This is a genomic window from Halonotius sp. GCM10025705, from assembly GCF_042662885.1.
Classification (GTDB): domain Archaea; phylum Halobacteriota; class Halobacteria; order Halobacteriales; family Haloferacaceae; genus Halonotius; species Halonotius aquaticus.
On the sequence record NZ_JBHSZD010000001.1, the window covers coordinates 824,009 to 845,988 of the forward strand.

Here is a 21,980-nt window from a genome sequence, read left to right on the forward strand (position 1 = left end):
TAAACGTAGCGGCGTCGGTGTCAGTTCGACGCGCTGGCGGCAGTGAGGTTGTCATCGCTGTCTGGCTCGTCATCGCGTTTCCGCCGGTTCCGCACGACGAGGGCGGCGAAGATCCCAAAGCCGACCGTGCGGAGTGTCAGATCCAACAGCAACGCATTCACCGAGATGTTCACCCCGACCAGCCCCAGCAGATCGAAGACGCTCTCGGAGATGAGCCGTGGGGCCATCAACAGCAGCGAACTGAGCGCGAAGCCAGCCCGACCGGCCGCACCAACACGGGTGTAGAGTGTCCCGATCACGGTTGCCCCGAGGGCGATCACCCCAAGGAAGACGCCGATCACCGGGATGAGAATCTCCGGCACTGAGTAGGATAGCTCGGCCAGATCGTTGAGGCCGATAACGCGGTACTGATCGCGGATCGGCAACTCGGCGGCGTTGGCTTTCTTTCGCAGCAGGACGATCCCCGGGGCGAGCACGAACGCGAAGGGGACAACCGCCTTGTTCAACGACAGCGAGAACGCCTTGACGCCGGTCTCGAAGGGATCGGATTTGGCGACGCCGCTGGCCGCGTAGGCCGCCACCGCCACCGGCGGCGTGATGTCGGCGATCACGCCAAAGTACAGGATGAAGAGGTGGGCCGCCAACAGCGGAATCCCGAACTCGACGAGCGGACTCGCCAACATCGAGATGAGGATGATGTAGGTCACGGTTGTCGGCATCCCCATCCCGAGGATGATGCTGGCGACAGCAGTCACGAGGAGCATGATAACAATCGAGCCACCCGACAGCGCGAGCAGCAGGGAGGTGAGATTCGGCCCAAGTCCAGAGACACTGATGACGCCGGGGATGATACCGGCGGCGGCGACTGCGATGACGACCGGCACCGCGGTGCGGGCTCCCTCGTCCATTGATTTGACGATGAACGCACCGAGGCGGGCCGGCTGGGTGTCGAGATCACGTCCGGTCTTCTCCGAGAGCATCGTCGTCGTTTCGGTGACCTTCGGATTAAGGTTGAGCAGCGACGCATCGAGATCCGGCTTCGAGACCAGTGTGACCGCCCCCGCGATCATCATATACCAGCCGAGTCGGGAGCCGACAATCCCTGCGGCCTCACCGAGTGGAATGCCCGCGGTGGCCCCTCCGAGTAGTCCGGTAACCGGCACACCGGCGAGCGTGAAACTCGCCAACTCAGCGGCGACGACAGCGATGAGGACGCCGAGGAGTCGCCCACGTGTCTCTTTGCTGTACGCTGAGACGAGGGCGACCAACGCGACGAGCGCAACCAACGTGAACCACGCTGACCGAGAGACCGACAGCCGTTCGATGATAAGGTAGTACAACAGCAGGCCGATCGGCACAAGGTAAAACCAGCCTCGTTTGAGGTGCTCGCCCATCGACACTGTCTCTTCTTCAAGCCCGCCGATGCCCTCCTGAACAGCCTTGAGGTGAACCATCACCCAGACGCCGAAGAAGAAAACGATCGCTGGGATCGTCGCGAGGATGATGATATCCGCAAACGGTGTTGCGGTGTACTGCACCATCAGGAACGCGGCCGCGCCCATCACCGGCGGGAGGATCTGCCCACCCGAGGAGGCTGAGGCCTCAACAGCCCCGGAGAACTCCGGGGAGTATCCTGATCGCTTCATCAAGGGGATCGTGAACGCACCGGTCGTCACGGTGTTGGCGATCGACGACCCCGAGATTGTCCCCATGAAGCCACTGGCCAGAATACTCGCCTTCGCCGGGCCGCCTTTGCGTTGGCCGGTCGCAGCGTAGGCCAGATCAATGAACCACTGACCCGCACCGCTCATTTCGAGGAACGAGCCAAAGAGAATGAAGATGTAGATAAAGCTCACCGAGACGGTCACCGGGATTCCGAAGACGCCGTTTTCAGTGTTATACCACAGATTTTGAATGATATCTGGCCACGTTAGCTCCGGGATCGCCAGCAGGCCAAGAAACGGCGTGTTGCCGCTGATGAGGTAGCCCCACCGCGCGTAGACGATGAAACTCGCCACGATCAGCATGAGCGGCAGGCCGAGTGTTCGCCGGGTCGCCTCCAAGACGAGCAGGATGCCGATCACGCCGAGGGCCATCGCATAGGAGTATTCGCTGACAAAGGGAACACCGCCGAAAAGCGGCTGGAGGAACGTGTAGATCGCCGTCACCGGCCGCCCGGAGTCGATCCCGAAGACCCGCATATTCTGGATCTCGGCGAACTCCGTCAGGAAGTAAAACGCTGACAACACCGCCCCGATAATGCAGGCGATGTCGAAGGCGGTGACCCGTTCCATCTCGGGGTCGACGAAGGCCCACCGGAAGCCACGCCGCAGGATGGCTGCCGCCCGCGTGAGTGGATTCTGTTCGCCGATAGCGTCGGCCAGCGCGGGGACGATACGGCCCAGGTTCCGGACGACGATCCCATCGCCGGTGCTTGATGGAAACAGCAGGAAGGTGATGACGAGCGCGAAGGCGACGTGGACGGCATTCGCCTGTAGCAACTGCAGGGAGACCTGAAAGTTTTCAACGAACGGCAGCGGGACGACGAAGGTGAAACTCCGTGCGGCAAGGAACAGTTGGAACAGCGAAAACAGGATGCCGATGGCTGCGACGGCGACGGCGGCGATGCCTTGTAACGATCGCCGCCGTTCGATCTCGTCGATCAGCTCGTCGGCCTCCGCTTGTGAGAGTTCTTGCTCCGATTCGTCGCCGCCGTCGGCGGGTGTGGATGTGCTCATAGGATGTGCTCGATGAGAGATCGTCGTTCGATGTGGAGACGGACGTCCCGGGTGTCGCTCACGGCAACGAGGTCATGTCGTGTGCCATCGATTATCAATGTATGGTCGGCGACGCGGCCAGGTGACACCAACAACTCCTCAAGTTTGGTGATCGGTTCCTCGGGGGCGTACACAAGCGTCCCGTTGACGTTCGTGACGTTAACACGGGCGGGCAACCCCCAGCCGTAGGATTCGAACTCCATGCGGGTGTTGACCAGCGTCGTTCCCTCGACGTGATACCGGTCGTAGACGCGGGATTTCTCGACGCTGTGGGTGTATTCGAGGGCCACGATACTCTCGTTGTCGACCGGCTCTGAGAGGTACTGCTCGCCGGTGTCGATATCCTCGACGATCAGGACACGCTCGGCTGGCAGCGTCCCGACAAGTCCGGCCCCGAGCACCGCGGCTACGAGGACAGCGAGGAGCCACCATCGCCCGGAGACGCCCTGACGCAGTGCTGTGAATCGTTTGGTAACCACTCTGCGTTGTCACATGGGTTCCGTCGTTTTTCGAGCACCGCTATCGATAGTCAGTTGCCCGTCGACAGCGATGCTCGGTCGATCAGTCGCGGCGACAGCAGTCGACCGCAGCGGCGGCGTCGCCACCGCGGGCGTGCACTTAGGCGTCGAAGTACGCTGCCGCGCCGTCGTTGAGCTCGATCGACATGCCATCTTGGGCGCTGTCGACCGTGATGAAGTCAGTCTTGATCGTCAGCTCATCGAGGTTGTCGAAGATGGCCGCGGTGACCGTCTCGACAGTGTCGGCGTCGACGCCGCTGTGGGTGGCGATCATCGCCTGGACGGCGACGGTTTCGACATCTTCCTCGACGCCGCTGTAGGTGCCACCGGGGATGGTGTCGTCGGCGAACCACGAGGCGTCGGATTTGACGGTCTCTCGAACCTCGCCGTCGATGGGAACGATCTGGACATCGTTGGTGTTGGCGAGATCCTCGATCGCACCGACCGGCCAGCCGCCGACGACGAACGCCGCGTCGATGTCGCCGTTGGCGAGCTGTTCGGAGGCCTGCGAGAAGCCGGCGTTCTGCTCGTTGTAGTCGCTGATGCCCGCGGATTCGAGAATCTGGTTGGCGTTAACCTGTGTCCCCGAGCCGAGGTCGCCGGTGTTGATCGTCGCGCCGCTGAGGTCGTCGATCGTCGAGATGTCGTTGCCGGCCAACGTGACGAGCGTGATCGTTTCCGGATACAGCGTGGCGACACCCTGCAGTGACTCGATCGGACTCCCCTCGAAGGCATCGATCCCGGTGCCGTTTTTCGCGAAGGAGGCGATGTCGTTTTGGATGAGCGCGAAGTCCGCTGAGCCATCCGAGAGGCTGCCGACGTTCTCAACGCTGGCGCCCGTCGACTGGACGTTCAGCGAGAAGTCCGTGTTTGCCTCGACGATCGTCTTGATCTCGTTAGACAGCGGGAAATACGTCCCGCCGGTGCCGCCGGCGTGCCAGCTCAGCCGGTTGGCGGTGCCGCCGCCGCCATCGCCACCGTCTTCTTCGCTGCCGTCGCCGCCATCGCCGCCGTCGCCGTTACCTGCACAGCCGGCTAAGGCCGCGACACTTGCGATACCAGTCGTTGCAATGAACCGCCGTCGTGTTTGATCTGTTGGCATACGAATGTCTATATTTATCATGGACATATAAATATCACCCAACAGTCCGGCAAAACGATATATCGAACTCGTACAACGCGTTCATACGTTCACCCGCGCCCGAACGTGTGACGATGGTGTCAGGGGCGACGCTCCCAGCATCCGACGCTGCGTCGGCGTGAACCGATGTCTTTGAGCCCTCCGCCCGAGACAACGCATCTATGTCGATGCCCCCAACCTGCCCCTCGGGCTGGCTTGTCAGCACTTCCCAGCCAACACATCTCAGCCTACTGTACCGTCCGGATGGCCGCTCACTGCTCGTTCGGCCGACCGAGCCTACACCCGCTTCAGCCGACCCCGAAGCCGTTGAGTCGTGGACGGTGAAGGGGCTGGCTGGCTACGGGCCGCGCTATCCGATCTTTGCTGAGGCTGTCACCCGCGACGAGGCCGTCGCCACCGCGGAGTCAGTGATGGCCACGATCGCCGACGGCGACGAGCCAACGCCGGTTCGGGTCAGCGGTCAGGGTACCGGCACCGAAGCTGCGGCGACCGACACCAACGCGACTGACGACGCGACCGACGATCAAGCTGCCCTTACTGCCTTCGCCGACGAATCTGATGACGCGGGCTGAGCGACCGTGTTTCAGCCTCGGAAACACGCCCACAGACCTATGTCGGTGGCGACGCGTCCGTCGGCTATGCCCTCCCTGTCCAGACGTAAGCTGTTGGCCGGCTGTGCGGCCGGACTAACCGCCGGCCTGGCTGGCTGTGCCGATCCCGATGCGGTGATGTATGTTGAATCGGTTCCCGCCGCTACCGACATCGCAACGCAGGCGACGACAGCACCGGACAGCCGTGATGCTGAGACAGCCGAGTTGGTCGCTGAAACCGTCGCCGGCGGCACGAACCGCACCAGCCGGAACGACCGCGGGAACCCACCGTATCAACCCGATCGGCCGGTTCGATACAACGGCACGGTCTACGATCTCAACTGGAATGCCACCGGCAGACAACAACAGCGCACCGAGTATCTCCTCTCGGTGACCATCCACGACGCTGACAGCGACTATGCCCCCGAGATCAGCTTCGACGAACTGCCGGCTGTCGATCAGGAACGGCTGACCCCGCTTCCACGCGTTATCGGCCAGATCGAAGAGGCAAACGAAACCGCCGGCCTCCCGGAGCTCTTCGAGCGGCAGGCGTGGTATCCACCGGCTGACCGCGAGGCGTCAGCGTTGGTGCCCGAGCCAGCGTATGATACCATTGAGGTTAACGGCTACCCGGTGACGGTGACGGTCGAACCGGTCACCGTCAAGCTTGACGTCTTTGCCTACACCGCGACCGAACGGGCGTCGTCGCTAGCGGCGTTCGGCCGGGAGCTTCGATCGGCCCACCGGTTTCCGCTGACCGGGCTCAACGATGCTGAACGTGAGTTTTTCGAGATGGTCATCGAGGAGGGCTCCTTCTACAAGGGTGGCTTTGACGACGTGGACGACGGTGTCTTCGAGGGTGTCGCCGAGCAGTTCGTGCGCCAGCCGGCGCTGTTTACCCAGTATGACTCGGAAGCCGAGTGGCTCACGCGCTACGATGGCACCGACTACTGGGTGACGATCGATTTCGTCCGGATGTCCGAGTTCGCTGACCGGATTCAACCCGTCGAGGAACTGTAGGCCGCGCTGGCTGTAGTCGGTGTGTGGTTCAGTGCTACACCCGAGTTACTCGGTGGTAGCTGTCTCGTCGTCAGCGGTGGTTTCGTCGTCGTCGCCAACCTGAGGCTTGGTGGCTGTTTCGTCACCACCAGCATTGCTATCGGCCGTGTCGTCGCCAGGATTGCTGTTGTCGGCTCCGTCGTCAGGTTCGGTTTCAACGACGGCTGTGCCCGCACTGCTTCCTTCGGTTGTATCGCTTCCGCCGGTTAGGTCGTCGGTGATCATCGCCAACGACGGCTCCACGTCACCAAGGAGCAACAGCGCGTAGTACCGCAGGTAGCTCCGGACGGGAGCCCGTATCAGTGATACCACATACCGGTAGCCAAGATAGCCGGCGATGACCCCGGCCGCTACAACCGGTTCGAGTGCGGGAACGCTCTCGGTGACAAGGACGCCACCGCCGACCAACAGCAAGCCACCGATGGTCATCGCGAAGAAGCTCAGTATGAACAGCGCGACGCCGACCACCATACTGATCACGACGGCAACGAGCAGAAATACGGCCACGGCCGTCCAGTGGCCGCTGATCGCGCGGGTGAACCGCCGCCACGCACCGAGTGGGCCGCGATGTTCGTACTGCATGATCGGCACGACAAAGGCGTTGGTCAGCGTACTGGTGACGAGCCAGCCGACGGCCGCCACGGCTGCGGTCACTCCGATGAGGAGGATATCGCTGTCGGTCAGCTCTCCGGCTGCTGGCGGCTGCGTGATCCCAACAGTTGCGGCGACCACCGCCGCGACGACTGCGATTGCACCGAGGATGAGAGCCGCACGAAACGCCATCAGCCAGCCGGCCCGCCGGAGATTTGCTCTGACGTATGATCGTACCGGGAGCCGCCCGGAGCGCAGCGAGGCGACAAAGACAAACTCGGCAACGGCGGCCACGTATCCGACGACACCGACAAGCAGGAGTGCGATAGCAGTGGGCCAGTGGTTTGTTGCCAATTGACTGATTCCACTGGCTGCTCAGGGGTAAGGACACCGAGCGTGTTCATCCCGACCCCCGCACCGATCGAAAACAGGAGCACGACGACACCGAGTGTGAGCCACCCGCTGATGCCGAGGGCCGCGAGGTATCGCTTTGTGGTGCCGCCAGCCGCTTGGAGGCGGTCAGTTGTCGCCATCGCTGGCCTCCGGTCGGGCGTCACGGTGGTCGGGTGTTGACCCTGCGTCGTTGTGGATGGTTGCTTTCTGTGAATCGTTACGATCGACCATCGTCAGTCGATGGGAGGTTGCCTTGCAGTCACCGGTAGCGACTAGGCTGTCGCAGCCGGTCTGTCGTGGAGGGCAGCGTCGTTGCACGAGTGACCCTGCGTAGACAATCCAGATAAACCGCGATGGCGGATTTCACAGCGCGAAGCCACTGCCAAATCACACGCCGCCGTCGCTCATGCTCGGCGGAACCATACGACGAGTGCGGCCACAACAAGGCCGCCAACAAAAAACACCAGTCCAGGTTCAAGCACCTCGATAATGAGCCACTGGAGCGTTGGGTCGGTACTTGCTTCGGCGGCCGCTTCCATCGCCGCATCCTCGGTGGCTGTCATCGTCGTAGCCTCGCGGGCCTGCGGGCGCACCGCGAACTCACGCGTAACGAGCCACTGCACGAGGAGACTCGCCACACCCAACACGGCCAATCCGCCGACGACGTGGTGGAGCGATTCTTTGATCGCCGGCAGTCGATCCGCGTCGCCAACGAAAACCAGCGGATCGCTGGCAGGCGCGAAAACGGTCATCTCGTTGCCTTTCCCGGAGTAGACTGTCTCGACCGGTTCGACGAGACCGGCGTCTTGGAGTGTCTCTAAGTGATACTGGACGTTTTGGATCGAGGTGTCGACGCTTTCGGCGAGTTCGGAGGTGGTCTGTGGCTCGGTAAACAGGGCCCGGTAAACACGGCGACGTGTGGTCGGCGACAACGCTGACAGCACCTCATCGGCACCCTCGTCGTCCATCTCCATGATGCGAGGCTGCTGGGTCGGCTCACTCGATCGTTGTTGGAGTCGCTCGATGAAATCGGCCATTGTGGCGTGGCTTCACAGCCGAACTATTTGCGTGCGTTCCAGACTCAAATCAGGATTGTAGTGCTGACAGCCGACTCACTCGATCCGCAACTCGCTGTCGGAGCTCTCGCTTCCGCTGTCACCTTCGTCCCACTCAAGTTCAAACTCGATGCTCAACTCGGCTGGGCCCGCCGCCGGCCCCTCTCGCTCGGCTTTGACCTCAAAGGTTGGCCGCGCCGGTGGATCCATCGTCGTTGACTCCGAACCGGAACTGAGCGTGATCGCCTCGCCGGCTGCGAGTTTGTCGGCGACATTGTGGAGGTACGTAGCGACCTCCTCGCGGCTGTACTGCTGTTCCGAACTGAAGAGCACTTCCTCTGGCATATCGTACCCTTGGCCGGGAGCCATTATAAACACACCTGTCAACTGACTCAGGTACACATACCGTGACAGCAGCCCGCAATCTCCCTTATTGGTCGCCCATCGCCTCGCTGGCGATGTTGCGCCCGCGTGAGTTGAGCGTCACTTCCCGTCGTTCCCGCACCTTATCGACGATATCGAGTTCGATCAGCTTCTCAAAGGTTTCCTCAACCGTCTCGACATCTTGGTCGATGAACTCCGGGATGCTAAACGGTGACACACCCGAATACAATGCCATCAGCACCTCTTCCTCGGCGGGCGCAAGATCAACGTTTGTTTCGCTGCGTCGCTCTCCCTCTTTGAGAAACGCCTGAGCGAAGATGCAGGTTCGTGTTGTGCCGGTGAGATGCGTTTCGACGTTCGTTGTCCCCTCTACGTGTGAGACCTCGATGACCGTTCGCTTCCCGCCGTCGACGGTTCGCTGTTCGGTGTCGATCTCGCTGATCTCATCGAGCTCCAACTCGACGAGCGTGCCACTCTCTAAGGTGACCAGCAGGGATTCGGGTTCAACAGCGAGGCGAGCTTTCTCCCATGGACTGTCTTGGACGACCCCGCCTTCGACAGCCGGATGTTTGGCCTTGATGACCGTTTCCCCGAGCATCGCGGTAAAAAAGGCGGTCTTGAACGCCTCATGGTCGTTGGGAGCGATGATGATCACGTCGTCGCCGACCTTGACGCTCAGATAGTTCGACAGCGCGGCGATCGACTGGGTGGCGTCTTCCCGTCCCGAGAGCCCCGTGACATCCGAGAGTCTGATCGTGCGTTTGCCATCGTTGCCCGCGAGAATGAGCCGTTTGTTCGACAGCAGGATCCGGCCGTTCTCCCAAGAGATGTTGTTGAGCTTGCGGCCGTCTTTGACCGCGATCGTGAACCGGCCTGTGGCATCGGCTATCTGGTACTCCTCGTCAGCCATAGCCCGCGCTCACTCCCGATGACCTGCCAGCCCTGCCCATAGCGATCTGTACGGGCGGACGTGTCTTAGCCGTGTCGCCATCGTGACGGCGACGCTGGTTCGATGGGCGTGCAGTGACTCGATCAGGCCGGCAGCGTCGTGATGTCGCCGACCCTCGCAAAGGCATAGCCGCAGTCCTCACAGGCCCACTTTGTTTTCTCACCGAGATGCAGCGTCGTACTCGCCGTGCGGTAAAACGTCTGTTCGGTCTCACACTCCGGACAGTACTGCTCGATTTCGAGGCTCATACGGTGCAGTTTGGCCTGCCGACTGTTAAGATATCGGTCATCCGACGGCCGCGATCATCGACTGGTGTCCCCCGCGAACGGATCGCCCTATGGCCAACCCCTAAGTGGTGGTGGGTGGACTGGACTGATATGGCTCCGAGCGTACTCACACTGGGCTGGGGATTCCCACCGAACGTGACCGGCGGTCTCGACACCTACGTCGCTGAAGTGTTCCATGCCTTCGAGCGGAAGGGCATCGAGCAGAAACTGCTGCTTCCCGCGGAGTACGCCCCTGACGATTACGACAACATCTACAGCGTCGACACCGGCGACGGCGATATCATCTCCCGGGTCGGCCGCATGGGCGACAAATTCGTTGAACTCGCCGACACGGTCGATATCGCCCACACCAACGATTGGTTCGGGTATGGCCCGGGACTGCGCGCTAAACGCGAAACCGACGCCACGTGGGTGTCGTCGTTCCACTCGCTGTCGCCGGATCGCAATATCAACCCACCGGAGCGAGAGGTCGAAACCGAACAGCGCGTCGCCGACCAATCCGACGTGTTGATCTCGGTCAGCGACATCGTCCGCCAAGACGTCTTAGAGCTCTACGGCGCGGACTCCCATGTCGTCCACAACGGGTTTACCTCGGTCGAACCCAGCGGCGTCGACATCAAGAGTGAACTCGGGATCGACGGCCCCATGCTGTTTTTCGTCGGTCGCCACACCGACCAGAAGGGGATCACCCACCTGCTGTATGCGATGCGAAAGCTGGGTGAGACCGACGCGACGCTCGTGCTTGGGGGCTCCGGCCATCAGACCGAACACCTCAAGATGTTCACCGAGCTGCTCGGCATCGACGACCGCGTTCAGTTTGCGGGCTACATCCCTGAGGAAGAACTCGGTGACTACTACGAAGCCGCCGACGTGTTCATCTCGCCGTCCCGTGCCGAGCCGTTCGGCCTGACGATCACCGAGGCGCTGGCGGCTGGCTCACAGGTTGTCGCCACCCCAAGCGGTGTCCGCGAAACGCTGCCCGATGGCTGTCTGGTTGAGGTGACGACACACTCCGATTCGATCGCCGAGGGCATCAAGGAAGCACTGGCCCGAGAAGGGCCGCCGGAGTACGAGCCGCGAACGTGGGACGAGGTCGCCGACGACCTGCTCGCGGTCTACAGCGACGCCTTGGAGTAACCGATCCGCAGCACCCTGGTTTGTGGTGCCGTCTGGTCTCTCTATCTCTCTTCAAAATACGCAGTGAACCGTTAGACTTCGGTGCGACGGACAACGGTGATCTCACGTGCCGGCTCGGGATGCGTGATCTTGAAGCCGGTTCGAGTCTCGGTCACCCCACGCGTGCTTGTCTCCTCTTCTTCTTCGCTTGGTTGATACGGGCTGTCGGCGTCGGCTGGCTGATAGGGGCTGTCGGCTTCGTAGGGGCTATCGCTCGGTTGATACGGGCTGTCGGGGTCGCCGGCCGGCTTTTCGTCCATATCCTCCGGCGGGAAGTAGATGCGTTCGCCGCCGTCCGACTGGACGATAAAGGCGACCTCTGTCTCGCCGGTCACATCGATAATCGTCTGGCCATCTTCGATGCGGGTGGTGTACTCTACGGTCGGCAGTTCGGCTGCGGCTTCGCTCATATCTCTCTGTGGTGAGGGAAGCCACTTAGCAGTTCCCCGGGTCGGCTGTCGGCGCGGCAATAGTTTTTATCCCGGGCCGCCGAAGCTCCGTGTGATGGACGTAGACACACCTGCCGAAGAGCTTGCCTCCGCTCTCGGCGTTGACAAACAGGAGGTCAAAGAGGATCTGGAATCGCTGCTGCAGTACAGTGTCCCGCTGGAGGAAGCCAAACAGAGCATCCGGCGGAAACACGGTGGCGGCGAGGGTGGTGGCGACGCTGCCCAGCCGGAATCGGTCGCGCTCAACGAGATCGCTCCCGGTCAAAACAACGTCACCGTCAGCGTCCGTGTGTTGACCGTCGGCACTCGGACAATCCAGTATCAAGGCGAAGAACAGACGATCCGCGAGGGTCGCTTCGGCGACGAAACCGGGACAATCTCCTACACCGCCTGGCAGGATTTCGGCTTCGAGGCCGGCGACTCGCTGGTCGTCGGCAACGCCGGTGTTCGGGAGTGGGAGGGTAATCCTGAACTCAATCTCGGCTCGTCAACGTCGGTCGCGATGGCCGAGGAGCCAGTCGAGACGGCTGCCGAGATCGGCGGCGACAGCGACCTGATCGAGCTCTCGCCGGGCGACCGCGGCCGCAATATCGAAGTGCAGATCCAGGAGGTCGAAACCCGCACGATCGACGGTCGCAACGGCGAAACCGAGATCCTCTCGGGCGTCGTTGCCGACGAGACCGCACGCCTCCCGTTTACCGACTGGGATCCACATCCCGAGATCGACGCCGGTGCCAGTTGCCGGATCGAGGACGTGTACGTCCGGGAATACCGCGGCTCACCGTCGATCAACGTTTCCGAGTTTGCGACGGTGACACCACTCGCGGAGTCGGTGGCTGTCACCGACGACGCGCCGCAACTCTCGCTTGCTGAAGCTGTCGACAGCGGCGGGCTCTTCGATGTCGAGGTCGTCGCTAACGTCTTGGAGGTGCGTGACGGATCCGGACTGATCGAACGCTGTCCGGAGTGTGGCCGCGCGATCCAAAATGACCAGTGTCGGGTACACGGCACCGTCGACGGCGAGGATGATCTCCGGATCAAGGCGATCCTCGATGACGGCACCGCGACCGTGACCGCGATCATCGGCTCGGAGCTGACCGAAGCGATCTATGGCGGCGACGTGGCTGACGCCAAGGAGGCCGCCCGTGACGCGATGGACAAGGAGGTTGTCGCCGAGACGATCCGCGAGGAACTGGTCGGTGATAGCTACCGCGTCCGTGGCAGCCTCTCGATCGATGAGTACGGCGCGAATCTCACGGTTGAGGACTTCGCGGCTGACGACACTGATCCGGCTGCGCGTGCCAAAGCCGTCCTCGCGGAGGTGCACGGATGAGCGCAAACACCGACGACACCGGCGACGCCGACGACACCACCGGCGGCGACTCGGGGCCGGGCACCCGAGAGGTCGCCTACCGGCTGTTTGCGACCGAGTTCGATGACGCCACCCTCTCGTATTCCGAAAGCGACGAGGAACGCGCCCCTAACTACGTCGTCACACCGACCGGCCTGCGGGTCAACCGGCTCTTTGCCGTCGGCGTGCTGACCGAGGTTGAGCGGCTGAATACTGACACGCTTCGGGGCCGAATCGTCGATCCGACAGGTGCGTTTGTCACCTACGCCGGCCAGTATCAACCCGAAGCGCAAGCCTTCCTCGATGGCGCGGACGCACCGTCATTTGTGTCGATCACCGGCAAGGCACGCACCTTCGAACCCGACGACTCTGATCAGATCTTCACCTCGGTGCGTCCCGAGAGCCTCAGCGAGGTGACCGCCGACACCCGTGATCGCTGGACGGTCTCAGCCGCCGAGGCTACCCTCGATCGGGTTGCGGTCTTTGCGGCAGCCCTCGATTCAGGACGTACCGGCGATGCGTTAGAGGCGGCGTTGGCAGACGCCGGCGTCGACGCGTCGCTGGCGGCTGGCATCCCCCGCGCCATCGATCACTACGGGACGACGACCGCGTACCTCGAAGCGATCCGGCAATGTGCTGTCGACGCCCTCGAAGTCGTGGCCGACGAGCGCGACGAGGTGCGCCCGGTCGATGTCGCACCCGGTGCGGGCGGCGAAGCAACACTCGGCTCGCTGCCTGCTGTCGACATCGATCTCGCTGGTGTGGCCAGCGAGTCAGCACCGACGTCCGAGGAGGCGAGTCCGGCGACAGCCGGGGCGTCGTCAGCGGCGACTGATCCGGCAAGCGAATCGGCTGACTCGTCCGCCCAAACGACAAGCACAACGACCGAGTCGTCCGACTCGACATCGAGTGTGACACCCGAGTCATCCGAATCACCGGCAAGTCAGACGACCGAATCGCCTGACACAACGGCGACCGCGGATGCTGGAGCTGACTCCACAGGCGCGAATACACCTGCGTCAGCGACACCGACCGAAGCCCCTGATGATTCGACCCCAACCGCCGCGAGCGACGAATCGTCACTCGCCACAAGCGACGAGTCGTCGACGCCCGACACAGCGACCGAGTCGACCGCAGCCGAGCCGTCGACGACGACGGAGACGGAGTCATCAACGGAACCTGACACCGCCCAGTCGGCAACTGCGGACACTGCCACGGAGCCACCAGCGAGCAGCGAGTCGGATCAGCCCGACGATACCGCCGACGACGCGGCCGACGACCCAGAGATGTACCAACTCGATGAGGAGCGTGCCGAGGAGTTGGAATCCGAGTTCGGCGCGGACTTTTCGAGCGGCAACGAGGTTGATCCGGCCGGCGAGGCCGACATCGACGTCCCCGACGCCGACGAACTCGCGGCCGAAGCCGAAGCAGCCGACGAACCCACAGCTGATACCGAGCCGACGACGACAGCATCGACTGACGACACTGACACGCTCGGCTCCTTCGAGGATACCGTCGAGCGCGACGGCAGCGACGACAGGGGTGACGACGACAGCGACGACGCGACAGCCGATGCCGCGGCATCGACTGACGAGCCCCCGAATCGGATGCATCGACAGCCGACAGCGATGCAGATGTTGATATCGAAGATGCGGCCGTCGATCTGATGAGCGACCTCGATGACGGCGATGGGGCCGACCGCGAGGCGGTCGTCGCAGCTGTCGTCGACGAGCACGGTGTCGAAGTCGGGGCCGTCGAGGACGCCATCGACGACGCGCTGATGGGTGGTCGGTGTTACGAGCCTGACGACGGCACGCTCAAACCGATCTGATGGCGCGGCCACCCAGCCGACTCGTCGGGCCGATCCCCGGCGAACCCGCGGCGACTGCTTCGCTTGGCGACGAGCGAGCCCTCCTCATCGCCGACTACCACGCCGGCATCGAGGATGGCCTCCGCTACGAGCGCGGCGTCGAACTGCCGAACAACGCCGCCGAGCGTCGCCAGCGAGTCCTCGCATTATTGGCCGATACTGACGCCAGCCGACTGATCGTGCTGGGCGATCTCGGCCATCGAATCGGTGGGGCCGAGGGCGTCGAACGCGAGGAACTCGACGCGCTTTATGAGGCAGTCGTTGTCGACCGTGACGTTGCGATCACGATCGCACCAGGGAATCATGACGGCGAGATCGAGGCGCTGTTCGGCGATCGCGAGGGCGTGACGATTCTGCCGGCCAGCGGCGGCGTGCTTGGTGAGCCACCGGCAACGCTGGGCGTTGTGCACGGGCACACGTGGCCAGATCCTGCGTTACTGTCAGCGACGACGATCTGTATGGGTCACGAACATCCACAGGTCAAATTAGCGGACAGCGTCGGCGGCTACCGCGTCGAGCAGGCGTGGCTCCGGGGCCGTGTTGATCCCGCAGCACTGGTAGACCGAAACGACAGCGACCCACCAGATCACGCTGGTGATTCGCCGGAACTGGTTGTGTTTCCAGCGTTCAACGAGCGCTCCGGTGGGACGTGGGTCAACGTTGAGGAACAGGGCTTTCTCGCGCCGTTTCTCCCCGCGGCGATTCCGGACGCCGAGAGTTACCTCCTGGACGGAACGCGACTGGGTGCTTATCGGAGCGTGTGAATCGCCGGGCGGGGCAAGCAGTGGGCTTAATCGCTTCGCGGCCCTGTCTTCGGTAATGAGTTCTTCGGGGTCGCAGGTGGGTGCAGACGCCTTTCGACACCTCGGCGACACCGTCAGGTCGGCGCTCTCCGACCGTGGCTTTTCGCAGCCGACCGAGCCACAGCGACGCGCGATCCCGCCGCTGGCCGCCGGCGACAACGCACTCGTCCTCGCGCCGACCGGCACCGGCAAAACCGAGACGGCGATGTTGCCCGTCTTCGATTCGCTCGTCGCTCACAGAGCAGCACACGGGTCGACCGACGGATTTGCCGCGCTGTATATCACCCCGTTGCGCGCGCTGAACCGTGATATGCGGGAGCGACTCGACTGGTGGGGCGAGACGCTGGATTTGGAGATCGACGTGCGACACGGCGATACAACCGACTACCAGCGACAACAGCAGGCCGACGACCCGCCGGATGTGTTGGTGACGACGCCAGAGACGTTGCAGGCGATGTTGACAGGGTCGAAACTCCGGGACGCATTGGGTGACGTGCGGCACGTCATCATCGACGAGGTGCACGAACTCGCGGCCTCGAAACGCGGCGCGCAGTTGACCGTCGGCCTCGAACGCCTCCAACTGCTGTCGGGTGGCTTCCAGCGGATCGGCCTCTCGGCGACGGTCGGCGACCCCGAAGCTGTCGGACGCTTTCTGACCGGCAAGCGCGCGAGCGACAAGCCGCCAGCTGTCGAAACTGCTCTCGACAGCGAGCCACCGTCAGGTGTGGATCGCAGCTTTGAGATCGTCAGCGTCGATGTCGGCAGCCGTGTTGCGTTCACCGTCACGCGCCCCGAGATCACACCCGAAGACGAACGATTGGCTGGCGAGTTGGCGACGACCGAGGAGATGGCGAGCCACGTCCGGACGATCCGCGACGCCGTCGCTGACAACGAATCGACACTTGTGTTCGTCAACACTCGACAGACCGCCGAGGCGCTTGGCTCACGACTCAAGAAGCTCGATGTCTCGCTGGAAGTCCACCACGGCTCGCTGGCCCGAGACGTGCGGATCGATGTTGAGGATCGGTTCAAAAACGGCGACCTTGCTGGTCTCGTCTGTACGTCCTCGATGGAACTCGGCATCGACGTGGGCCGCGTCGATCACGTCGTCCAGTACGGAAGTCCCCGGGAAGTCGCCCGACTGCTCCAGCGGGTCGGCCGCGCCGGCCATCGCCACGATCAGGTCTCACGGGGCACGGTGATCACCACCGACCCCGATGACACGGTCGAATCGCTCGTCATCGCCCGCCGAGCGAGTGAGGGGCTGGTCGAATCGACGGCGATCCATCACGGCAGCCTCGATGTTCTCGCCAACCAGCTCGTCGGGTTGCTGATGGATTTCGACGACGTGAGCGCGCGAGCCGCCTATGAGATCTGTCGGCGCGCCGCACCCTTCCATGAGCTTGCCGAAGAGCGGTTCCGCGCTGTCGTCCGCGAACTCCACAGTAACCGCCTTTGCTGGCTCGACGAGGACGCCGACCGGCTGGAAACCGCCGGCGGGACGTGGCAGTATTTCTACCAGAACCTCTCGATGATCCCCGACGAGGAGAGCTACGAAGTCTACGATATGTCCTCCCGAACGCAGATCGGCACCCTTGATGAGCGATTCGTCGTCAACTTCGCCGCGCCCGGTGAGACGTTCATCCAGCGCGGGGAGATGTGGCGGATCAACGATATCGACGAGGATGAAGCCCGCGTCAATGTCGCCCCGATCGCTGATCCCGGCGGCGAGGTACCCTCTTGGGTTGGCCAAGAGATCCCCGTCCCCGCGGCCGTCGCAAATGAGGGCGGCGAGATCCGCGAGATTGCCGGCGAGCAGTTCGCCCGCGGCGCAGAAACCGACGCCGTCGCCCGTGATCTCGCACCCCGATATCCGGCTGACAGCCCGACAATCGAAACCGCACTCGACCCCATCAAGCGACAGATCGAGGGCGACCACCCGATCCCGACGGCGTCACGGCTCATCCTTGAGGCACAAGCCAGTACAGTCCGGCTCAACAGCCCCTACGGCCACGAGGTCAACGAAACACTGGGCCGGTTGTTGGCGGCATTGGTCGGCCAACGCACCGGCTCGTCGGTCGGGATGAGTGTCGATCCGTATCGGATCGAATTCGAGGTACCGTCCGGCGTCGGCCTCTCGGCGTTCCGCGACGTGTTACTGTCGACCGATCCTGCCCACCTCGAACCGTATCTCGAACTCGCACTGAAAGGATCGGAGACGCTGAAATTCACTGTCACGCAGGTCGCCGCGAAGTTCGGCTCGCTGAAACGGTATCAGGGTCGCGGCCGCTTTGGCGGCGACCGACTGCTGGAGGCGCTGGAAGACACGCCGGTTTACGAGGAGGCCCTCCGAGAAGTGTTTCATCGCGATCTCGCCGTCGACGACGCTGCCGATGTGCTCCGGCAGTTGCAGGCCGGTGAGATTGAGCTTGAACTCGTCGGCGAGGCGACACCGCTGGGGGTTCGGGATCGACGCATGGCCAGGAACTGTTGGTGCCCGAAAACGCCGACGCCAGCGTCATCGAGACGCTGCAAAAACGGCTGCGGAACGATCGGATTCTGCTGTGTTGTTGTCACTGCACGGAGTGGGAGCACACAACGAAGGTGCGGCGCGTCCGCGAGCACCCCGAGTGTCCGGAGTGTGGGTCGACGCGGATCGCCGCGTTGAATCCGTGGGCTGAGGAGGTTGTGACGGCGGTACGGGCCGAACAGAAAGACAGCGGGCAGGAGCGGCAAACCAAGCGGGCCTACCGGGCGGCCAACCTCGTCCAGAGTCACGGTAAGCAGGCCGTCATCGCGCTGGCTGCTCGCGGCGTCGGCCCGGATACGGCCGCGCGGATCATCAATAACTTCCGTGAGGACGAGGCGGATTTCTACCGGGATATTCTCGCCGAAGAACGACAGTACGCCCGGACGCAGTCATTTTGGGACTAGCTTCGGTGGCGCGTACGTATCCGGTGATTCGGCGATGGCTGTCACAGCGTCGTTGGCACAAAAGTAGGGTGGAGAGCCAGTGATCAGCGGTGTGTCTGGGCGGTTTAGCTATTTGAATACAGATAGAGCGAAGATCCGATGAGAATCGACTCCGCGGATTTTGCGGTTATCGCCCACTGAGCGATGGAGCCGTTTCTGTAGAGTAGCGAGTCTATCGTCCATCCGTGTACCATGAACATTGCCACAATCGAAGCTAACGCATAGAGTGCGGCTACAATAAACAGCTCTTTCCGCCAGTATTTCGAGAGATACAGAACTGTTCCGCCAACGAATCCGATCCCGTTGAGTGCAAACAACACCCCGCCGGTAGTACCTGCAGTTGCGAGTGCCCCCGGAATGAGGTACAGATGCAGGATGCCGGTCGTGAGTCCAGCTATGACCGCAAGATACCCCGCGGAATTCGCTGGTGTACTGAATGCCTGTGCGCCCGTGGCTGTCGTTGTTTCAGCCATGCCTCGGAGATGCTATGTTCGAATAATAAAACCCATAGAATTTTGGAGAAAATAATTTTTGATCCAGTTCATTATTCTATTGTAGTAAAAATAGTTTTAACCATATGTAATTTGATGTGTTTGCCCGGGGCGGTGTCGTGGGCAACGACACGCGAAAGCAGTGAGGCGAACACCCACAAAACGGCTCACGCCCGATATAGGTACGACTCCACGGGTTCCGCATCCTGCCAGAGCGATTCGTAGAGCTCCGAGGCCCAGCGGATCGCGGAGTCAGTCTCAGCGATGAGCATCGACGCAACCGGTGACTGGGTCATCGGTCGGAGCGCCAGCATCAGCGACGAATCACTGACAGTGAATCCGAACTGAATGTCTCTCACTCTGCACTGGGCTGCATCGATCTGCCGAATGCCATCGCGGGTTCCTGTCCCGGAGGCTGCCCGTACTGTGTCGATCACACTCGGCGAGAACAGCAGCTGAGAGTCGGGATGATCCGGGAAGGCATTCCGATACTCCGGGACATGGATCGGCATGGCAGTCCGGCAGCTCTCTGCCCGCTCAAGCAGGTCGACAGCGACTCTGGCATGGGCTCGAACGTCGGGGGGTTCGGATCGAACGACCTCGTAGTCTCCCAGTTCAGGCAGTCGGCGGCGAAACTCACGGGGAAGATGATCGGTTCGGTGCGTCTCCCAGTAGTCTTTGTCGTGGGTAATCGTCTGAACGGTGGATTTTCGGTGGTCGATAAGATCGACCACCAGCCGCCCGTGTCCGGTGAGCCGCCAGCCAGCTTCGCCATCAAACACCACGCCCTGCCGTTCCAGATCTGCGAGTGCGGTATATACCGCCGACGTGCTCGCATCGAGGTGGTCGATGAGCTGCTCCGTCGGCTGCGGGGTTGCGGCAAGTCGCTGCACGATATCAACCCGAACCGACGACGAGATGACGAACGCATACACCGAGTCCCCGTGCATTGCTATCTAATCGCTCAGTTCACGGGGTGATAATAACCGGGGGTCGATGGTCTATCCGTGATCGAAACGGGTGGTGTCACCCTCGATACCGCCCGAATCAGCACCACGGGTCGGGAAGCAGCGGCGGATTTCGGCTCAGATAGTCTCACCGAAAAACGATAGGAAGCTCGGATGCAGTCGTTTAGGGACGCATTTGGTAGTCATGAACGCGTCCTTGCTGCGACGCTGAGCATGTGACGGAAGGCTTAATGAGGAGACACCCACCTCACTGATAACGACCGACGATGGTGGGACGATAATGTCACTGTATCTCGACTGGCGAGCGAGCACCAGCTTGCTTGGAACAGTCGTCAAATACCTCGCGTTGACGATGGTGGTTCCGTTAACGGTCGCGGTCATCTACGGCGAGGATATCTGGGTGTTTGTGGCCTCGTTGGTGATCGCCCTCGGTATCGGGATTGGGCTTGAACAACTTGACGAGGAGCCGGATCTTGGGCCGACAGAGGCGCTGTTGTTGGTGTCGCTGGCGTGGATCGCGGTTGCGGTTGTCGGTGCGATACCGTACCTGATCGCGGGCTACGGAACCGACTCAACGATCGGGCTCGACCCCTCGTCGACAGGCGCGCTTTTCGGATCGATCATCAACGCATTGTTCGAGTCGATGAGCGGGTTTACCACGACCGGGGCGACAGTTCTCGGCAGCATCAGCGTCGAGAGCCACTCGCATGCGATCATGCTGTGGCGACAGCTCACCCAGTGGCTCGGCGGGATGGGGATCATCGTCCTGATGATCGCTATTCTGCCGGAGGTCGCCGTCAACGGCGCGGAGCTGATGAAATCGGAGGCTCCCGGCCCCGATCTACAGAAGCTGACGCCGAAGATCGCCGAAACCGCCCGCGCGCTGTGGCTGATCTACTTCGGATTCACGCTGCTGTTGATCGCGCTGCTCTACGGCGCGCATCTCCTCGGCTACGCGCCGAACATGAACCTGTTCAACGCGATTTCACACGGCTTTACGACGCTGCCGACCGGCGGATTCTCGCCGAAAGCCGACAGCGTCGCTGCCTTCGGCGCGGTCGCCCAGTGGATCATCATCCCGTTCATGGCGGTCGCCGGCGTCAACTTCGCGCTGTTTTGGCACGTCCTCAAAGGCGAGTTCCGGGCACTGACCGACAATCCCGAGTTCCGAGTCTACACGGGCGCGATTGCTGCCCTAACGGCCGTCCTCTCTGGGGTATTGGTCTTCGGTGCCGCGCCGACAATCGAGCTGGGTGGCAACACGACCGGACTCACTGAAAACACGATCCGACAGGCGACCTTTCAGATCGTCTCGCTGTTGAACTCAACGGGGTACGCTACCGCCGACTTCGCGCAGTGGGAGGAACATGCCCAGATCGTGCTGCTGTTCGCCATGTTCGTCGGTGGGTCAGCCGGCTCGACCGGTGGCGGGGTGAAGGTCGTCCGCTGGATCGTCGTCCTGAAATCAATTCGACGAGATCTCTATACAACGATCCACCCGGATGCGGTCACCCCGGTTCGGCTCGGTGGCACCATCGTTGACGAGGATGCGATTCGCGGGATCATGGCGTTCACCGTGCTCTACATCCTGTTGTTCGGGATCGCGTCGGTGTTCCTCAGCCTTGACTCCGCACGGATCGGGTTCGAGCTATCCACATTGGAGGCGGTGAGTGCGTCGCTGGCAACAATCGGCAACATCGGCCCGGGGTTCGGCTCACTTGGCCCGTTCGGGAGCTATCTGGACTTTTCGCCGTTTTCGAAGCTACTAATGATCTTCCTGATGTGGATCGGTCGACTGGAGATCGTCCCTGTGCTCGCGCTGTTCATCGGCAAACTCGACGACTAAGCACGGAAACTGCCCGTGTTTACCCGTCACATACTGTTATGTAGGCTGCGGACGTAGTATCGGATATGTATCGTCGACTTCCAAGCATCCGCCATCCAAAAGCGTTCTACGACGTGTTCGGCGTGGTCGTCGTCGGTGTTCTCGTTGTCGCAGCCGTCCTTACGGTGTGGCACGGAACGATCATCCGGATCGAGATGGCCGTCTTCAGCGGGATACTCTTCCTGTGGGCGGGGTGGGCGGTCTACCGAATTCTGGAACAGTATCCCAAGAAAACGCGGCTGGCGCGGGTGAAGTAACGTCCACCAACGG

Annotated in this window: 18 protein-coding genes and 2 pseudogenes; 9 read left to right on the plus strand and 11 right to left on the minus strand. The window is 62.1% G+C overall.

Features of this window, described 5'->3' with window-relative positions; translation table 11 throughout:
* Positions 1 to 20: 20 nt before the first annotated feature.
* From ACFQJB_RS04710 to ACFQJB_RS04720, 3 genes are all read right to left on the minus strand, one after another.
* Positions 21 to 2,738, minus strand: a complete 2,718-nt coding sequence (locus ACFQJB_RS04710) for a TRAP transporter permease (protein WP_379724519.1) — start codon at positions 2,736 to 2,738, stop codon at positions 21 to 23.
* On the minus strand, positions 2,735 to 3,256 hold the full coding sequence (locus ACFQJB_RS04715; protein ID WP_379724522.1) for a DUF1850 domain-containing protein: 522 nt from the start codon (positions 3,254 to 3,256) through the stop codon (positions 2,735 to 2,737). Before ACFQJB_RS04715 ends, ACFQJB_RS04710 begins: the two co-directional genes overlap by 4 nt.
* Before the next feature lie 139 nt (positions 3,257 to 3,395).
* On the minus strand, positions 3,396 to 4,397 hold the full coding sequence (locus ACFQJB_RS04720; protein WP_379724525.1) for a TAXI family TRAP transporter solute-binding subunit: 1,002 nt from the start codon (positions 4,395 to 4,397) through the stop codon (positions 3,396 to 3,398).
* 200 nt (positions 4,398 to 4,597) lie between these two features.
* Between ACFQJB_RS04720 and ACFQJB_RS04725 the strand changes: the two genes are divergently transcribed.
* Both ACFQJB_RS04725 and ACFQJB_RS04730 read left to right on the plus strand, forming a co-directional pair.
* Positions 4,598 to 5,008 (plus strand): hypothetical protein, encoded by a 411-nt coding sequence (locus ACFQJB_RS04725; protein WP_379724528.1) that lies wholly within the window; start codon positions 4,598 to 4,600, stop codon positions 5,006 to 5,008.
* Positions 5,009 to 5,074: 66 nt separating this feature from the next.
* Positions 5,075 to 6,046 (plus strand): hypothetical protein, encoded by a 972-nt coding sequence (locus tag ACFQJB_RS04730; protein WP_379724531.1) that lies wholly within the window; start codon positions 5,075 to 5,077, stop codon positions 6,044 to 6,046.
* Positions 6,047 to 6,091: 45 nt separating this feature from the next.
* Here ACFQJB_RS04730 and ACFQJB_RS04735 read toward each other — a convergent pair whose 3' ends face one another.
* From ACFQJB_RS04735 to ACFQJB_RS04755, 5 genes are all read right to left on the minus strand, one after another.
* Positions 6,092 to 7,030 carry a DUF7544 domain-containing protein gene (locus ACFQJB_RS04735; RefSeq protein ID WP_379724533.1) on the minus strand — a complete coding sequence of 313 codons (939 nt, stop codon included), beginning with the start codon at positions 7,028 to 7,030 and terminating at the stop codon, positions 6,092 to 6,094.
* A 443-nt stretch (positions 7,031 to 7,473) separates the two neighbouring features.
* Positions 7,474 to 8,106, minus strand: a complete 633-nt coding sequence (locus ACFQJB_RS04740; protein ID WP_379724536.1) for an ArsR/SmtB family transcription factor — start codon at positions 8,104 to 8,106, stop codon at positions 7,474 to 7,476.
* Between the two features lie 75 nt (positions 8,107 to 8,181).
* Positions 8,182 to 8,469, minus strand: a complete 288-nt coding sequence (locus tag ACFQJB_RS04745) for an amphi-Trp domain-containing protein (RefSeq protein WP_379724539.1) — start codon at positions 8,467 to 8,469, stop codon at positions 8,182 to 8,184.
* Positions 8,470 to 8,554: 85 nt separating this feature from the next.
* Positions 8,555 to 9,418: a CheF family chemotaxis protein gene (locus tag ACFQJB_RS04750; protein WP_379724542.1), complete on the minus strand. Its 864-nt coding sequence runs from the start codon at positions 9,416 to 9,418 to the stop codon at positions 8,555 to 8,557.
* A 122-nt stretch (positions 9,419 to 9,540) separates the two neighbouring features.
* Complete coding sequence (locus tag ACFQJB_RS04755; RefSeq protein ID WP_165853290.1) at positions 9,541 to 9,705, minus strand: hypothetical protein; 165 nt, start codon at positions 9,703 to 9,705, stop codon at positions 9,541 to 9,543.
* Between the two features lie 129 nt (positions 9,706 to 9,834).
* Here ACFQJB_RS04755 and ACFQJB_RS04760 point away from each other — a divergent pair, with 129 nt between their 5' ends.
* A complete protein-coding gene (locus tag ACFQJB_RS04760; RefSeq protein WP_379724545.1) occupies positions 9,835 to 10,881 on the plus strand; it encodes a glycosyltransferase family 4 protein in 1,047 nt (348 codons plus the stop codon).
* A 71-nt stretch (positions 10,882 to 10,952) separates the two neighbouring features.
* On the opposite strand, the gene ACFQJB_RS04765 is transcribed toward ACFQJB_RS04760, so the two are convergent.
* Entirely contained in the window at positions 10,953 to 11,330 is a 378-nt protein-coding gene (locus tag ACFQJB_RS04765; protein WP_379724548.1) for a DUF7510 family protein, read from the minus strand.
* A 94-nt stretch (positions 11,331 to 11,424) separates the two neighbouring features.
* On the opposite strand from ACFQJB_RS04765, the gene ACFQJB_RS04770 reads away from it, so the two are divergent.
* The 4 genes and pseudogenes from ACFQJB_RS04770 (at position 11,425) to ACFQJB_RS04785 (ending at position 18,327) form a co-directional block, all read left to right on the plus strand.
* Positions 11,425 to 12,702 (plus strand): Single-stranded DNA binding protein, encoded by a 1,278-nt coding sequence (locus ACFQJB_RS04770; RefSeq protein WP_379724550.1) that lies wholly within the window; start codon positions 11,425 to 11,427, stop codon positions 12,700 to 12,702.
* Positions 12,699 to 14,551 (plus strand): annotated as a pseudogene (locus ACFQJB_RS04775) (hypothetical protein). Before ACFQJB_RS04770 ends, ACFQJB_RS04775 begins: the two are co-directional and overlap by 4 nt.
* Complete coding sequence (locus ACFQJB_RS04780; protein WP_379724553.1) at positions 14,551 to 15,354, plus strand: metallophosphoesterase; 804 nt, start codon at positions 14,551 to 14,553, stop codon at positions 15,352 to 15,354. Before ACFQJB_RS04775 ends, ACFQJB_RS04780 begins: the two are co-directional and overlap by 1 nt.
* Before the next feature lie 55 nt (positions 15,355 to 15,409).
* Positions 15,410 to 18,327 (plus strand): annotated as a pseudogene (locus ACFQJB_RS04785) (DEAD/DEAH box helicase).
* A 104-nt stretch (positions 18,328 to 18,431) separates the two neighbouring features.
* Here ACFQJB_RS04785 and ACFQJB_RS04790 read toward each other — a convergent pair.
* Both ACFQJB_RS04790 and ACFQJB_RS04795 read right to left on the minus strand, forming a co-directional pair.
* Positions 18,432 to 18,839 (minus strand): DUF7475 family protein, encoded by a 408-nt coding sequence (locus ACFQJB_RS04790; RefSeq protein ID WP_379724556.1) that lies wholly within the window; start codon positions 18,837 to 18,839, stop codon positions 18,432 to 18,434.
* 185 nt (positions 18,840 to 19,024) lie between these two features.
* Entirely contained in the window at positions 19,025 to 19,807 is a 783-nt protein-coding gene (locus ACFQJB_RS04795) for a helix-turn-helix transcriptional regulator (protein WP_379724559.1), read from the minus strand.
* Positions 19,808 to 20,105: 298 nt separating this feature from the next.
* Between ACFQJB_RS04795 and ACFQJB_RS04800 the strand changes: the two genes are divergently transcribed.
* Both ACFQJB_RS04800 and ACFQJB_RS04805 read left to right on the plus strand, forming a co-directional pair.
* Positions 20,106 to 21,671, plus strand: coding sequence for a TrkH family potassium uptake protein (locus ACFQJB_RS04800; RefSeq protein WP_379724562.1), 1,566 nt, complete (start codon positions 20,106 to 20,108; stop codon positions 21,669 to 21,671).
* A gap of 65 nt (positions 21,672 to 21,736) precedes the next feature.
* Positions 21,737 to 21,967: a hypothetical protein gene (locus tag ACFQJB_RS04805; protein ID WP_379724565.1), complete on the plus strand. Its 231-nt coding sequence runs from the start codon at positions 21,737 to 21,739 to the stop codon at positions 21,965 to 21,967.
* The last annotated feature ends 13 nt before the right edge of the window (positions 21,968 to 21,980 follow it).

Bases quoted from the DNA above. Each gene is read 5' to 3' on its own strand.
- ACFQJB_RS04710 (WP_379724519.1), bottom strand. From the start codon at position 2,738: ATGAGCACATCCACACCCGCCGACGGCGGCGACGAATCGGAGCAAGAA.
- ACFQJB_RS04720 (WP_379724525.1), bottom strand. From the start codon at position 4,397: ATGCCAACAGATCAAACACGACGGCGGTTCATTGCAACGACTGGTATC.
- ACFQJB_RS04725 (WP_379724528.1), top strand. From the start codon at position 4,598: ATGTCGATGCCCCCAACCTGCCCCTCGGGCTGGCTTGTCAGCACTTCC.
- ACFQJB_RS04730 (WP_379724531.1), top strand. From the start codon at position 5,075: ATGCCCTCCCTGTCCAGACGTAAGCTGTTGGCCGGCTGTGCGGCCGGA.
- ACFQJB_RS04740 (WP_379724536.1), bottom strand. From the start codon at position 8,106: ATGGCCGATTTCATCGAGCGACTCCAACAACGATCGAGTGAGCCGACC.
- ACFQJB_RS04745 (WP_379724539.1), bottom strand. From the start codon at position 8,469: ATGCCAGAGGAAGTGCTCTTCAGTTCGGAACAGCAGTACAGCCGCGAG.
- ACFQJB_RS04750 (WP_379724542.1), bottom strand. From the start codon at position 9,418: ATGGCTGACGAGGAGTACCAGATAGCCGATGCCACAGGCCGGTTCACG.
- ACFQJB_RS04755 (WP_165853290.1), bottom strand. From the start codon at position 9,705: ATGAGCCTCGAAATCGAGCAGTACTGTCCGGAGTGTGAGACCGAACAG.
- ACFQJB_RS04760 (WP_379724545.1), top strand. From the start codon at position 9,835: ATGGCTCCGAGCGTACTCACACTGGGCTGGGGATTCCCACCGAACGTG.
- ACFQJB_RS04765 (WP_379724548.1), bottom strand. From the start codon at position 11,330: ATGAGCGAAGCCGCAGCCGAACTGCCGACCGTAGAGTACACCACCCGC.
- ACFQJB_RS04770 (WP_379724550.1), top strand. From the start codon at position 11,425: ATGGACGTAGACACACCTGCCGAAGAGCTTGCCTCCGCTCTCGGCGTT.
- ACFQJB_RS04780 (WP_379724553.1), top strand. From the start codon at position 14,551: ATGGCGCGGCCACCCAGCCGACTCGTCGGGCCGATCCCCGGCGAACCC.
- ACFQJB_RS04790 (WP_379724556.1), bottom strand. From the start codon at position 18,839: ATGGCTGAAACAACGACAGCCACGGGCGCACAGGCATTCAGTACACCA.
- ACFQJB_RS04795 (WP_379724559.1), bottom strand. From the start codon at position 19,807: ATGCACGGGGACTCGGTGTATGCGTTCGTCATCTCGTCGTCGGTTCGG.
- ACFQJB_RS04800 (WP_379724562.1), top strand. From the start codon at position 20,106: ATGTCACTGTATCTCGACTGGCGAGCGAGCACCAGCTTGCTTGGAACA.
- ACFQJB_RS04805 (WP_379724565.1), top strand. From the start codon at position 21,737: ATGTATCGTCGACTTCCAAGCATCCGCCATCCAAAAGCGTTCTACGAC.